This window comes from Bradyrhizobium sp. BR13661, assembly GCF_029892425.1.
Classification (GTDB): Bacteria; Pseudomonadota; Alphaproteobacteria; order Rhizobiales; family Xanthobacteraceae; genus Bradyrhizobium.
The window spans coordinates 41700-53600 of record NZ_JARXWB010000015.1 but is presented as its reverse complement, the minus strand read 5'-3'; the positions used below and the strand labels follow the sequence as shown (position 1 = coordinate 53600).

Annotated in this window: 16 protein-coding genes; 12 read left to right on the top strand and 4 right to left on the bottom strand. The window is 62.3% G+C overall.

What is annotated here, in order from left to right; genetic code table 11:
• Positions 1–9 precede the first annotated feature (9 nt).
• The 6 genes from M2427_RS23715 (at position 10) to M2427_RS23690 (ending at position 5720) form a co-directional block, all read left to right on the top strand.
• Positions 10–1311 carry an adenylate/guanylate cyclase domain-containing protein gene (locus M2427_RS23715; protein ID WP_280709144.1) on the top strand — a complete coding sequence of 434 codons (1302 nt, stop codon included), beginning with the start codon at positions 10–12 and terminating at the stop codon, positions 1309–1311.
• A gap of 116 nt (positions 1312–1427) precedes the next feature.
• On the top strand, positions 1428–1628 hold the full coding sequence (locus tag M2427_RS23710) for a hypothetical protein (RefSeq protein WP_280709143.1): 201 nt from the start codon (positions 1428–1430) through the stop codon (positions 1626–1628).
• 118 nt (positions 1629–1746) lie between these two features.
• The gene (locus tag M2427_RS23705; RefSeq protein WP_280709141.1) at positions 1747–2478 is read left to right on the top strand and encodes a GntR family transcriptional regulator; all 732 of its coding nucleotides are present in this window, start codon (positions 1747–1749) and stop codon (positions 2476–2478) included.
• Between the two features lie 50 nt (positions 2479–2528).
• Positions 2529–3770 carry an MFS transporter gene (locus tag M2427_RS23700; protein WP_280709140.1) on the top strand — a complete coding sequence of 414 codons (1242 nt, stop codon included), beginning with the start codon at positions 2529–2531 and terminating at the stop codon, positions 3768–3770.
• Positions 3771–3792: 22 nt separating this feature from the next.
• Positions 3793–4686, top strand: a complete 894-nt coding sequence (locus tag M2427_RS23695) for an amidohydrolase family protein (RefSeq protein WP_280709139.1) — start codon at positions 3793–3795, stop codon at positions 4684–4686.
• Positions 4687–4805: 119 nt separating this feature from the next.
• Positions 4806–5720 carry a PhzF family phenazine biosynthesis protein gene (locus tag M2427_RS23690; RefSeq protein WP_280709138.1) on the top strand — a complete coding sequence of 305 codons (915 nt, stop codon included), beginning with the start codon at positions 4806–4808 and terminating at the stop codon, positions 5718–5720.
• Between the two features lie 276 nt (positions 5721–5996).
• On the opposite strand, the gene M2427_RS23685 is transcribed toward M2427_RS23690, so the two are convergent.
• Positions 5997–6515 (bottom strand): hypothetical protein, encoded by a 519-nt coding sequence (locus M2427_RS23685; protein WP_280709137.1) that lies wholly within the window; start codon positions 6513–6515, stop codon positions 5997–5999.
• Positions 6516–6719: 204 nt separating this feature from the next.
• The gene (locus M2427_RS23680; protein ID WP_280709136.1) at positions 6720–7241 is read right to left on the bottom strand and encodes a hypothetical protein; all 522 of its coding nucleotides are present in this window, start codon (positions 7239–7241) and stop codon (positions 6720–6722) included.
• A 52-nt stretch (positions 7242–7293) separates the two neighbouring features.
• On the opposite strand from M2427_RS23680, the gene M2427_RS23675 reads away from it, so the two are divergent.
• Positions 7294–7596, top strand: coding sequence for a hypothetical protein (locus M2427_RS23675; RefSeq protein ID WP_280709135.1), 303 nt, complete (start codon positions 7294–7296; stop codon positions 7594–7596).
• A 9-nt stretch (positions 7597–7605) separates the two neighbouring features.
• On the opposite strand, the gene M2427_RS23670 is transcribed toward M2427_RS23675, so the two are convergent.
• Both M2427_RS23670 and M2427_RS23665 read right to left on the bottom strand, forming a co-directional pair.
• A complete protein-coding gene (locus tag M2427_RS23670) occupies positions 7606–8067 on the bottom strand; it encodes a DUF488 domain-containing protein (protein WP_280709134.1) in 462 nt (153 codons plus the stop codon).
• 9 nt (positions 8068–8076) lie between these two features.
• Positions 8077–8898, bottom strand: a complete 822-nt coding sequence (locus M2427_RS23665; RefSeq protein WP_280709133.1) for a DUF72 domain-containing protein — start codon at positions 8896–8898, stop codon at positions 8077–8079.
• A 117-nt stretch (positions 8899–9015) separates the two neighbouring features.
• Here M2427_RS23665 and M2427_RS23660 point away from each other — a divergent pair, with 117 nt between their 5' ends.
• The 5 genes from M2427_RS23660 (at position 9016) to M2427_RS23640 (ending at position 11881) form a co-directional block, all read left to right on the top strand.
• The gene (locus M2427_RS23660; protein ID WP_280709132.1) at positions 9016–9396 is read left to right on the top strand and encodes a hypothetical protein; all 381 of its coding nucleotides are present in this window, start codon (positions 9016–9018) and stop codon (positions 9394–9396) included.
• 185 nt (positions 9397–9581) lie between these two features.
• The gene (locus tag M2427_RS23655) at positions 9582–9767 is read left to right on the top strand and encodes a hypothetical protein (protein ID WP_280709130.1); all 186 of its coding nucleotides are present in this window, start codon (positions 9582–9584) and stop codon (positions 9765–9767) included.
• Positions 9748–10203 carry a hypothetical protein gene (locus M2427_RS23650; protein ID WP_280709129.1) on the top strand — a complete coding sequence of 152 codons (456 nt, stop codon included), beginning with the start codon at positions 9748–9750 and terminating at the stop codon, positions 10201–10203. The genes M2427_RS23655 and M2427_RS23650 overlap by 20 nt, the downstream gene beginning before the upstream one ends.
• Positions 10204–10285: 82 nt before the next feature.
• A complete protein-coding gene (locus M2427_RS23645; RefSeq protein WP_280709128.1) occupies positions 10286–10492 on the top strand; it encodes a hypothetical protein in 207 nt (68 codons plus the stop codon).
• Between the two features lie 261 nt (positions 10493–10753).
• The gene (locus M2427_RS23640) at positions 10754–11881 is read left to right on the top strand and encodes a glycosyltransferase family 2 protein (protein ID WP_280709127.1); all 1128 of its coding nucleotides are present in this window, start codon (positions 10754–10756) and stop codon (positions 11879–11881) included.
• The last annotated feature ends 20 nt before the right edge of the window (positions 11882–11901 follow it).

Below are 11901 nucleotides of genomic sequence, written 5' to 3'. Positions count from 1 at the left end.
GGGGATGCAATGGTCAGCTTTTTGAAGGCCCGGCGCAAAGCCGTCCTGTCTGAGGCGTTCGAGCGCGAGCTGACGCGCGAAGTGCTGCGTACCGAGCTGCTGCGGGTGAGGGCGCTGATCGCCACCGGCTGTGTCATGCTCGTCTTGCTCACGGCAACCTTCGTGATCGATCCCGCTATCTCGAACCGGATCTGGCGCGGGACCGAAGGGATGATCCGCGAATACGTTCTTGTGACGGGCTTTCTGCTGTTCGAGGTCTGGGTCCACAGCCAGATCAGCCGAAGCCTCAAGCTCGATCGCGACCTGCCGGTGATCAGGCGCTATATCGGAGCCTTCATCGAGACGTCGCTGCCGACGCTCATCCTGATCCTGCAGATTCGCAGCATGGGCGCCGGGCCCGCGCTCGGTTTCGTATTGCCGTTGGTCTATTTCATCTTCGTCATTCTTTCGACCCTTCGGCTCGATTTCTGGCTGTCCACTTTCACGGGATTCGTCGCGGCAAGTGAGCTCCTGGCGGTGGCGCTGTATTACGATTCCGCGAACGCCGACGGCGAACCCCTGATCTACTTCCACACCGTGCGCAGCATGGTGATCCTGCTCTGCGGCGTGCTGGCGGGCTCCGTCGGTGCGCAGTTGCGGCGGCAATTCGCCGCGAGCATCGCGGCCGCCACCGCGCGCGATCGGGTGACCAATCTGTTCGGCCAGCACGTCTCGCCGCAGGTCGTCGAGCGATTGATGGCGGAGGGCACCAGCGCCGCGGGCGATATCCGCCGCGTCGCCGTGATGTTCGTCGATTTCCGCGGCTTCACCGCCGGCGCGCAGTCGCGCACGCCTCAGGAGGTGGTCGATCGGCTCGACGGCGCCTTTGCGGTGCTGGTCGATATCCTCGATCGCCATGGCGGCATCGTGAACAAGTTTCTGGGCGACGGATTTCTCGCGCTGTTCGGCGCGCCGCTGGAGGCGTCCGATGCCGCGCATCGCGCGGTCGCCGCCGGCCGCGACATGCTGACCGCGATGGATCACATCAATGCGCAGACGAGCTGGCCGCTGCGGATCGGCATCGGCATTCATTTCGGCGAGGTCGTCGCCGGCAATATCGGCTCGCCCCGCCGCAAGGAATACACCGTGATCGGCGACACCGTGAATTTTGCCTCGCGGCTCGAGGCGCTGAACAAGGAGTTCGGCTCGCAGCTCCTGATCTCGGCGTCCGTGCGGGAGGCGCTGGGCGACGACGGCGAGGATGCGGTCGCGCTCGGCGAGGTCACGGTGCGCGGTTATGAGCAGCCGGTTGCGGTGTTTCAATTGGGGTGAGGGGATCGCTCACGTTTGTTTGAAGACGCGCGCTGAAATAACCTGGCTGGCCTTCCGCTCTTGCACTCAGGACGTCGAAATTTCTTCGATGTCCTGATGCCACGCGGAGAAAATCCATGATCCGATTGAGCTTTGTCTCGGCCGCCCTGATTGCCGCAGCCGTCTCCCAAATTGAAACCGCTTCCGCCCGCGATGCCGCGCCTGCGCGGCGCACCGTGGCGCACGCGCCGGTCGATTGCGTAAGGGCGCCAGCTGTGGGTGCCTATGCGACCGCTCCTTACAAGGAGCCGCCGTGCATGCCGAAGGCCGCCAACTGACGATCGAACCAGGCGAGGCCGGGTTGGTGAGCTCCGCTAGCCCGGTCTCGCGCCTGTTTGCGATCCGGTATTTTAGTAGTGCTTGACTCCGTTTTCATCTAGTCATCTATATGACTATATGAATTCAGCCCTGCGCGACGACCGCCTACCACGCTATCAGCGCCTGCGCGATGACCTCGCCGCGCGGATCAACCGCAATGAATGGCGGCCGGGCGAGCCGATCCCGTCGGAGGCCGAGCTGGCGGCGCATTACGGCGTCGCGATCGGCACCGTGCGCAAGGCGATCGACCAGCTCGTCGCGGACGCCGTGCTGGAGCGTCAGCAGGGCCGTGGCACCTTCGTGCGTCGCGCACGCTTCAACTCATCGCTGTTCCGCTTCTTCCGTTTCCAGTCCGAGAGCGGCGAGCGGCGCGTGCCGAAGAGCCGTATCCTCAGGCGCAAGAGCCTGCCGGCGACATCAGCGGTCGCCTCGGCACTGCGCATCCCGGTTGGCGAACCCGTGATCAGCCTGTCGCGCCTGCGGCTGATCGACGACGTCCCGCTGCTCGCCGAAGAGATCTGGCTCCAGCAGTCGCGCTTCGCGAAGATTCTCGACATCGACACCGCCGAGTTCGGCGACTTGCTCTATCCACTCTACGAAGAGCGCTGCGGCGAGGTCGTCGTGTCCGCCGAGGAAATTCTGACCGTCGAGACCGCGAACGAGATGCAGGCACGGCTGTTGCGCCTCGAAGCGCATGCGCCGCTGATCGTGATCGAGCGTCTCGCGCTCGATCTGGAGCGGCGGCCGATCGAATGGCGCCGCTCGCGCGGGCCGGCGGACCGCTTCCGCTACCACGCCGAGATCCGGTGACGGCAGCTTTCAAAGACACCAAGCAATAAACGCGTACAGGGGTAGGAAACATGTCGAACTGGTACAGTGAAAGCTCGCCGCTGGAGCGGCGCACGTTCTGGGCGAGCTTTGGCGGCTGGGCGCTGGATGCGCTCGACGTCCAGATGTTCGGCCTCGCCATCCCCGCGCTGATCGCGGCCTTCGGCATCAGCAAGGCCGATGCCGGTCTGCTCGGCTCGGTCACGCTGTTTTTCGGAGCATTCGGCGGCTGGCTCGGCGGCGCACTCGGCGACCGCTTTGGTCGGGTCAAGGCGCTCCAGATCACGGTCGCGACCTTTGCGCTCGCCACCTTCGCTTCAGCATTCGCGATGAGCTACACCCAGCTCCTGGTGCTCAAGGCGATCCAGGGCCTCGGCTTTGGGGCCGAATGGGCTTGCGGCGCGGTGTTGATGGCCGAGATCATCCGTCCCGAGCATCGCGGCAAGGCGTTGGGCACGGTGCAGAGCGCCTGGGCTGTCGGCTGGGGTGCGGCTGTCCTCTTGTCGGCGCTTGTCTTCACCTATGCACCGGCTGATATCGCCTGGCGGATCCTGTTCGCGATCGGGTTGCTGCCGGCGCTGCTCATCATCTTCATCCGCCGCGGACTGAAGGAGCCGGCGCGTACCGTCGCGCGTGAGGAGACGCCGTTCTTTGCCACGCTGGCAGGCATCTTCCATCCCGACGTGCTGCGCTCGACGCTGGTCGGCGGCCTGTTCGGCATCGGCGCCCATGGCGGCTACGCGGCGCTCACGACCTTCCTGCCGACTTATTTGCGCGAGGTGCGGCATTTGTCGGTGCTCGGTTCGAGCTTCTATCTCGCCGTCATCATCATCGCGTTCTTCTGCGGCTGCGTTGCGAGCGGGATCATCAGCGACCGGATCGGCCGCCGGGCCAATGTCGCGTTCTTTGCCAGCACCTGCATTGCCACCGTGCTCGTCTACATCTTCGCGCCGCTGACCGATGGCCAGATGCTGGTGCTGGGCTTTCCGCTCGGCTTCTTCTCGGCCGGAATTCCTGCGAGCATGGCGGCGTTGTTCAGCGAGCTCTATCCCGCCGGCGTGCGCGGGACCGGTGTCGGCTTCTGCTACAATTTCGGCCGCGTGGTCTCCGCCGCGTTTCCCTTTCTGGTCGGCTTTCTCAGTGATCGTATCGGGCTTGGGCCCGCGATCGGCATCGATGCGGCGTTCGCCTATGCGCTGGTGCTGATCGCCGTGCTGCTGCTGCCCGAAACCCGCGGCAAGGTGTTCGAGGCGCCTGCGGCAACGCGCGCCTGAGGAGAGATGAGGAGTAACGACGATGACATCGATCCAGCGCGGCCTGACGCGCCGCCAATTTGGTGCGGGCCTGGTATCGCTCACGACTGCGGTCGCAACCATGGCCAGGAGTGAGGGGACCTTGCCTGTTATTGACACCCACGCTCATGTCTTTCACCGCGAGCTGAAACTCGCGCCGGGCCGGCGCTATGCGCCTGATTACGACGCGCCGCTGTCGCTCTATCTCGAGCAACTCGATCACAACGGCACGACCAACGGCGTCCTGGTGCAGCCGAGCTTTCTCGGCACCGATAATTCCTATCTTGTCGACTGCCTGAAGCAGACCGGCGGGCGCCTGCGTGGCATCGCGGTCGTCGATCCCGCCGTCCCCGCGGACGAGCTTCGCGCGCTCGACAAAGTCGGCATCGTCGGCATCCGCCTCAATCTCGTCGGCCAACCCTTGCCCGATCTCGCGGCGAGCGAATGGAAGGGATTGCTCGCCAATGTGAAAGCATTGGGCTGGCAGGTCGAGATCCAGCGCAATGCGGCTGATCTTGCGCTGCTCGCGCCGCAACTGCTCGATCGTGGCGTCACCGTCGTGCTCGACCACTACGCGCTGCCCGACCCCCGGCTCGGTGTCACAGATCCCGGCTTTCAGTCCGTGCTGAAGCTTGGCGCGACGCGGAACGTGTGGGTCAAGATCTCTGCGCCGTATCGCAACGGTCCGGCCGGCGAGAGCTTTGCCAGGGAAGCCTATCCGCTGCTGCGCAGCGCTTACGGGCTCGATCGCCTGCTGTGGGGCAGCGACTGGCCGCACACGCAGTTCGAGGCGACGCAGACTTACGCGAAGAACCGGCAGTTCCTCGACACGCTCATCGTCGACGAGCGCGAACGCGCGCAGGTGCTGGCATCGCCGCGGCCTCTCTTTCGCTTCTGACACGCGTCGCGATTGCTCCGATTGCACTCAATTTTGGGGCATGACGGGCGATGTTTTGGGCTTGTAGAATGCTGCGCGAGGCGGCCGGATTGCGGCCGCCATTTGCGTGAGGATTTTGCATGCAGCGCCGCTACGTCACTGTCGACGTGTTCACCGACCGCGCCTTCGGCGGTAACCAGCTCGCCGTGGTGCTCGATGCAGCTGGGCTCTCAACGCGCGAGATGCAGGCGATCGCGACGGAGTTCAACTATTCCGAGACGACTTTCGTGCTGCCCCCGCGTGACAAGGCCAACGACGCCGAGGTGCGCATTTTCACGCCGGTGCTGGAAATTGCCTTTGCAGGGCATCCCAACGTCGGTACCGCCTTCGTGCTCGCTTCGATGGCGAAAGAGCCGAAGCCGCGCCTGCTGTTCGAGGAGAAGGCAGGCCTCGTGCCGGTTGAGATCGTGCGAGAGCAGGGCCAGGTCATCAGGACCGAGCTCACCGCGCCGCAGCCGCTGCAGCGCTATGCGCCCCTGTCACCTGCTGAGGCCGCTAGCTGCATCTCGCTTGGCGCTGATGACATCAAGACCGACAACCACCCGCCTCATGTCGTCACCGTCGGAAACGCGTTCCTGGTGATGGAGCTGCATTCGCGCGAGGCGCTGAAGCGGGCCCGGCCTGATGCTGCGGCCTATGCCAAGGTCTTGCCGCGCGATGGCGCCCGCTCGGTGTGGTTCTACACGCGCGACGTGCCTGCAGCCGAGGCGCCGTTGGATCGCCAGGCGCGCATGTTCATGCGCGGCGCCAGCGGCCTCACCGAAGATCCCGCCACCGGTAGCGCGACCGTCGCGGCCGCCGCGCTGTTCGCCGAACTCGATCCTCAGCGCGATGGCGAGTTGAAGCTAACGGTCGGCCAGGGCTTTGACATGGGCCGGCCGAGCGTCCTGCAGACGCGCGTCGTGAAAAAGGACGGCAAGATCGTCTCCGCCCATGTCGGTGGTGCCTGCGTGCAGATGATGGAAGGGACGTTCAGGCTGGCGGGGGAGGGCTGAGTTGTCATTCCGGGGCGCGCGTAGCGCGAACCCGGAATCTATCGGGCAGCAGACACGGTGCATGACATTGCCAATAGCGATCGAAGCGTTTCGGTCGGCCCAGTTCCCCACCGTTGATGACGCGTCTGTCGCTCCTAGAGCAAGTGTAGAACTTGGGTCGCTGGCAAGGGCATTCAGCATATCCGTTAGTGCGCCCGACTGCTTGCGAGATATTGCCCTGCGTGTAGCTAAACGCGCGGATTATCAGAGAATTTGCAAGGCTGCTGAGGGCCGCAATCACTTCGTCTCCTGCCGAATGGAGCAGCTTGACAAAGAGCCATCCGGCAAGAATCTAAAGCTTATTTCCCGAGTAAGCGTCTCGGTTTCAAAGAAGTATCGTATCCACTTGGTCCCGGCCTCCCAATTTGCGGGCAAAGGAACGGGGTAATCTGTCTTCCAACCGGCGCCGAATACAGCTTCAACTTCTTGGAGTTTTATGTCCTTTTGCTTACTTTGAAACGCCAGGTGGACAAAGAAGCTTGGCTTAGCTTCAACCCTCGTATCTTTTGAGAATCTAAATTGAACGCTGGGAACCGTCGTGCCTAAATGGCGTTCGACAGGAGTAAATAAAGACTCCACGTTCATCCAAATTCTAAGGTCAGTCGGACCATTGGTCTCTCGAACAATCATCGAAGAGCCGGAAAAGGCCGTGAGATTGTGGTCTGAAACGAAGTCGTTTCGCAAAACGAGATTCTGATCGAAGGCCGTGCGCATATTTTTCAGCAGATCGAACAGCGTTCTTGGGGGCAAAAACATTGGTTCAGAATCCTTCTCTGAAGCCCGTCACTAAGTCGAATTCCGTCGTGAATTGCGATGAGCGGGGTTTAGCTGAATCGTCGCATCATAATTCATTTATAAATCTCCCGCGATTTGTGTTGGAGAATTCCGGTTTGGGCTGACTGATTCATGGCTTGTGCTCCGCCAGCGTGCGTCATAAGTCTCCTCACTCGCACCGATCTCTCACCGCTCTCGTCCCGCCTCACGTTGATATCGCAACAGCGGCGACAGCATGATCCGACGTCGCCCGGTCTTGATCTCGGCCGTGACCGCCATGCTCGGCGCAAGGTCGACGATGCGATCTTCAACCTGCATTTTGGTTTCATCGAGTGCGACGCACGCCGAATAGAGCAGTTCCTGTCCAGGCGGCTCGCTTGTATGTGCGATCTGCCCCAATTGATGCTGCGCGTCTGATTGGGCAGTGTTCTTGTCGCGAACGATAGCGTCTCCCGAAAGGCTGACGACCTTATCGTGCAGCAGGCCATACTTGGTGAAGTTTGAACGTATCGACCTTGACCTCGACCGGATCGCCGGCGCGGACGAACCCGATGTCGTTGTTGAGCGCCATGGCTTCGATTTCGACTCTGTCATCGGTGGGGACACAAACGGCGGCACCTGCGCGGGCGTGACCACGCCTCCAACCGTATGAACCGCGAGTTGTTGCACAGCACCGTCCATCGGCGCATGCCGGATCTGATCCTGCATCTTCTACTCGGCCTTGATCAGGTCTTGCCCTGCTTGCGCGGCCTTCTGTTCAGTGTCTGCGGTCGGTGACGATCCCGCGTGCATATTCGGCGCGAGTTTACTCACGGCTCGCGTCCGGTGCTTTGCGAGCGGCTTCGACCTCGACCGCGTGGCGGCGCTGAGTGACGAACTCGTGATTTTGGTCGCTCAACCGGAATTCAGCATCGAGATAGGCAATCCGATTGCCATATTCGATCTGCATAGCTTTCCGGCGGACATCGGCTGTATCCGTCAGATAGGGCAGTCGAGCGCCGAGGTCGCTTCGTGGAAAATGAATGGATTCCGGGTTCGCGCCAAGTGGCGCGCCCCGGAATGACGGCTTCGATTAGATCTGCCGCCCGGCCAAATTCTTCACCGCAACCCCATCGCGCTCCTCGATGACCTCCGCGATCATCTGGCGGTGGCAATGCGTGTGGTCGCGCTCGTAGCAGAGCAGGCAGACGGGACCGGCCTTCTTTACCAGCGCCGAAAGCTCGTCCATCTGTTCCCGGGCCTCCGGCGTCTTCAGATGCTTTGAGAAGATCTTCTCCAGCACGTCGTATTGCCCGCTGCGCGCGGCCAAACGGCCCTCTTTCGGCGTGCCGAGCGCGGCAAGATGAACATAGGCAATGCCGCGCTCGTCCAGGCCAGCGGCCAATTGATTCTTGGAAAAGCCGGGCCGCCGCGACGACGTCACGGCGCGGACGTCAACCACGAGCTTGACGCCGGCCCGCTCCAGCTCGTCGAGCACGGCCTTCGGCGGCGTCTGCTCATATCCGATGGTGAAGAGCTTCTTCGCCTTGGCCATGGATGCTCCTCACGAGACTCGCGCGATCAGTTCCATGGCGCCGTGCGGCGCGCGCACCTTGCCCTCGTGGATGACGTAGGCGAACACGTCGCGCGGCTGCTTCTTCGGCTTCGCCTTGTCGACCTTCGGCAAATCGTCGGGCTCACTTCCCCCGGCCCAGGCCTGAAAGCGCTCGGCCCAGGCGTCCAGCTGCTTCGGCGGATAGCAGGTCTTGATCTCGTCATTGCCTTTCTGCAAGCGCGCATAAACGAAATCGCCGGCGACGTCGGCGATGGCAGGATATTTGCCGTGTTCGGCAAACACCACGGGCGTCTCGAACTCGCGGATCAGCGCGATGAAGTCGGGTGCGCAGAAGCTGTCGTGCCGCACTTCGACCACGTGGCGGAGCGCGCGGCCCTCGAGCTTGCGCGGCAGCAGCTCCAGGAACTTGCCGAAATCCGCGCCGTCGAATTTCTTGGTCGGCGCGAACTGCCATAGCACGGGACCGAGATGGTCGCCGAGTTCCAGCACGCCGGAATCGTAGAAGCGCTTGATGGAATCGCCGGCCTCGGCGAGCACACGGCGATTGGTGGCGAAGCGCGGGCCCTTCACCGAGAACACAAAACCCTCGGGCACTTCGCTCGCCCATTTGCGAAAGCTCTCCGGCCTCTGCGAGCCGTAATAGGTGCCGTTGATCTCGATCGAGGTCAGCTTCGAGGCGGCGTAAGACAGCTCCTTCGCCTGCGTCAGCTTCTCCGGATAGAACACGCCGCGCCAGGGCTCGAAGGTCCAGCCGCCGATGCCGATGAAGATGTTGCCGGATTTTTTGGACGCGGTTTTTGCTTTGGCCACGGGGGATCTCGCATCGACGGGAAGGGGAGGGCTGCATCCTATTCAAACCAGAAGTGATTGGCCAGTTGTCGCATCCCGTCTAAGCTTGAGACGCGATCTGCGAAAAAGGAGAACAAGATGCGGATGCTGATGCTGGGAGCGGCGCTCGTCATGATGACATCTGCTGCCATGACCTGTTCTGCGACGGCGGATGACGACGACGCGAAGGGCGCGCAGAAGCTCGCCATGCAGGGGCGCGACGATTACTGGCATTGCCTGGCGCGCGAATATTCGCGCGACAGCAATCAGGGCCTGTCGGCGCAGGATTTCGGCCGCTCGGTTGCCGGCGCCTGTCCGTCGGAGCGGCAATATTACCGGGTCGCGCTGCTCGACTATCTCACCGCGCAATACCCGAACATCGATTCCGGTGCCCATCTCGCGACCGCGAACAGGGCGGTGGAGTCGGCGCAGAAGGACATCGTGACCGCCTTCGTCAAGCACCGGCCGCCGGCGAAATAGGGTCTACTGCTGGCCGCCATGGATCAATTCCGAATTGACAGTCGGTTGGCAGCTTGCCACTATCCGTGGTTGCAAGATTTGGTGGGCAATATTTGCTGGAGTCGTCGTGCTTTTCAGCACGCAGTCGTTACGGCGCCCAAGGTAATTTTCAGAACGCAAGTCGATTGTCTGCGGGGAGAGGAAAAATGCCCGAGCAGGATAAGGCCCCAACTGGACGTGACAAGATCACAAAGGACGAGAAGGGGCCGAAAGAGCAGCCAGCGCCTGACAAGCCCGGTAACAATGATGATGGCGTTATTCGCCAATCGCATCTGATCGAGCGGTTCGATCCGGGTGATGGGTTAAAACGTGATGATGACGGCCGTGTCTGACATTGCGCCGGATGATCTTCAAAAGGCATACGCCACCGAAGCCGCTAACATACCCAAGTTTGGCGGAAAGCTCTCCGAGCTGTGCAAGTATGTGTGGGCGGGCTCACTGGCGATCACGTATGCGCTGGCGACAACTGAAAAGGTGGTGCCTGCGTTCACCGGGGTGCATCGTTTGCTTTGGATTGCTGCTGCGGGCGCCGGAGCGCTGGCATTGCTGTTCGATTATCTGCAATATCTTGCGGCCTTCATTCACGCGCGCGGCTTTGTGGATTGGATCGAATCGGCACCCAAGCCGATTGACCGGGAGCAATTCAATAGGAATACGATCAGCGCTTATTCGCAAGCGAACGCGTTCTTCTTTTGGGCAAAGAATTTCGTCGTCTTTGTAGCTGCAGCGCTGATCGCGTCGGCCGTTATCGGAACGATCCTCGCATAGGTCGCGATAGGGGCCTCCGGCCTATTCCCGCGATCCGAGGCTAGTGCTATTAATCAACAGGCGTGACCGGGGAAAAGTTGGTATGTCGTCTGAGTCGGTAGGTGGCATTTTTGGCGCGGTCGTCGCGGCGGTGGTGCTGGCGGTTGCCGTCGTGTTTGGGCCGATCGGGCAGTATGGCAAGCCGGCGAAGCCGGCCAAGGTCGAGCCGGCGCCCGCCGCCATGGCGCCCGCAGCCCCTGCCGCGCCGGCGCCGCGGGGCCCGGTGATCCGGGAAGTCCCGAACCAGTAATGGCCTGAAAAAGGCGGCTTTCACCCCTTGCAAAGCGGCTTTCTCGTCCCCATTTGGCTTCTAACGGCGACGTTGAGCCAAAAGCTCCGGCGCTGGAACGACCTTGGAATAGCTTAGGCCTGCGCCGGATGTACGCGCGGGTCCGCCGTTCCGGGGTCGTTGGCATTTTGGGGCCCCTTTTGGGCGATCCCCTCAGAGAAACCCCCGGCTGATAGCTCAAGAACTTGGCAGCGCAGGACGCGGCGGATATACGCTGCCGTCATGAATGAAGCGATCAGACCGGGCGTCGACGGCCAGGCCCAGGAAGGGCCGGAACTGTCGGTCATCGTCCCGACCTTCAACGAGCGCGACAACGTCACGGTGCTCTACCGCCGGCTGGAGGCGACCCTTGCCAACGTCGCCTGGGAAGTCGTGTTCGTCGACGACAATTCACCCGACGGCACCTGGGATGTCGTGCGCGCGCTGGCGCAGAAGGACAGTCGCGTCCGCTGCATCCGCCGCATCGGCCGCCGAGGCCTCTCGGGCGCCTGCATCGAGGGTATCCTGGCCTCCAGCGCGCCCTATGCGGCCGTGATCGACGCCGATCTCCAGCATGACGAGACGCAGCTGCCGAAGATGCTGCTCTTGCTCGCCAGCGACAAGGCCGACCTCGTGGTCGGCAGCCGCTACATCGAGGGCTACAAGAGCGAAGGCTTCAACAAGCAGCGCGCCGGCGCCAGCGCGCTGGCGACCGAATTCGCCAGGAAGATGCTTCGGGTCGAGATCGCCGATCCCATGAGCGGCTTCTTCATGGTTCGCCGCGACCGTTTCGAGCAATTGGCGCCGAAATTGTCGGTGCACGGCTTCAAGATCCTGCTCGACCTCGTCGCGACCGCACATGGCGATTTGCGGGCGGTCGAGATTCCCTACACGTTCGGTGCCCGCCAGCACGGCGAGAGCAAGCTGGATTCCATGGTCGCGCTGGATTTCCTGGGCCTCGTGCTGGCGAAGCTGACCAACGACATCGTCTCGCTGCGCTTCATCCTGTTTGCGATGGTCGGCGGCATCGGCCTCGTCGTGCATCTCACCACGCTGTTCATCGCGCTGCAGTTGATCAAGGTGCCGTTCGCGGAGGCGCAGGCCGCCGGTGCGATCGTCGCCATGACCAGCAACTTCATCATGAACAACTTCCTCACCTATCGCGATCAACGGCTGAAGGGCTTTGCGATCCTGCGCGGCCTGATCATGTTCTACATCGTCTGCAGTGTCGGCCTGCTCGCCAATGTCGGCGTCGCCTTCTCGGTCTACGACCAGGAGCCGATCTGGTGGCTGGCCGGGCTTGCCGGCGCGCTGATGGGCGTGGTGTGGAATTACGCGATGTCCGGACTGTTCGTCTGGCGCAAGAAATAGCGCGTCAAGGACGCTTGCAG

Bases quoted from the DNA above. Each gene is read 5' to 3' on its own strand.
- M2427_RS23715 (WP_280709144.1), top strand. From the start codon at position 10: ATGGTCAGCTTTTTGAAGGCCCGGCGCAAAGCCGTCCTGTCTGAGGCG.
- M2427_RS23710 (WP_280709143.1), top strand. From the start codon at position 1,428: ATGATCCGATTGAGCTTTGTCTCGGCCGCCCTGATTGCCGCAGCCGTC.
- M2427_RS23705 (WP_280709141.1), top strand. From the start codon at position 1,747: ATGAATTCAGCCCTGCGCGACGACCGCCTACCACGCTATCAGCGCCTG.
- M2427_RS23700 (WP_280709140.1), top strand. From the start codon at position 2,529: ATGTCGAACTGGTACAGTGAAAGCTCGCCGCTGGAGCGGCGCACGTTC.
- M2427_RS23695 (WP_280709139.1), top strand. From the start codon at position 3,793: ATGACATCGATCCAGCGCGGCCTGACGCGCCGCCAATTTGGTGCGGGC.
- M2427_RS23690 (WP_280709138.1), top strand. From the start codon at position 4,806: ATGCAGCGCCGCTACGTCACTGTCGACGTGTTCACCGACCGCGCCTTC.
- M2427_RS23685 (WP_280709137.1), bottom strand. From the start codon at position 6,515: ATGTTTTTGCCCCCAAGAACGCTGTTCGATCTGCTGAAAAATATGCGC.
- M2427_RS23680 (WP_280709136.1), bottom strand. From the start codon at position 7,241: ATGCAGGATCAGATCCGGCATGCGCCGATGGACGGTGCTGTGCAACAA.
- M2427_RS23670 (WP_280709134.1), bottom strand. From the start codon at position 8,067: ATGGCCAAGGCGAAGAAGCTCTTCACCATCGGATATGAGCAGACGCCG.
- M2427_RS23660 (WP_280709132.1), top strand. From the start codon at position 9,016: ATGCGGATGCTGATGCTGGGAGCGGCGCTCGTCATGATGACATCTGCT.
- M2427_RS23655 (WP_280709130.1), top strand. From the start codon at position 9,582: ATGCCCGAGCAGGATAAGGCCCCAACTGGACGTGACAAGATCACAAAG.
- M2427_RS23650 (WP_280709129.1), top strand. From the start codon at position 9,748: ATGATGACGGCCGTGTCTGACATTGCGCCGGATGATCTTCAAAAGGCA.
- M2427_RS23645 (WP_280709128.1), top strand. From the start codon at position 10,286: ATGTCGTCTGAGTCGGTAGGTGGCATTTTTGGCGCGGTCGTCGCGGCG.
- M2427_RS23640 (WP_280709127.1), top strand. From the start codon at position 10,754: ATGAATGAAGCGATCAGACCGGGCGTCGACGGCCAGGCCCAGGAAGGG.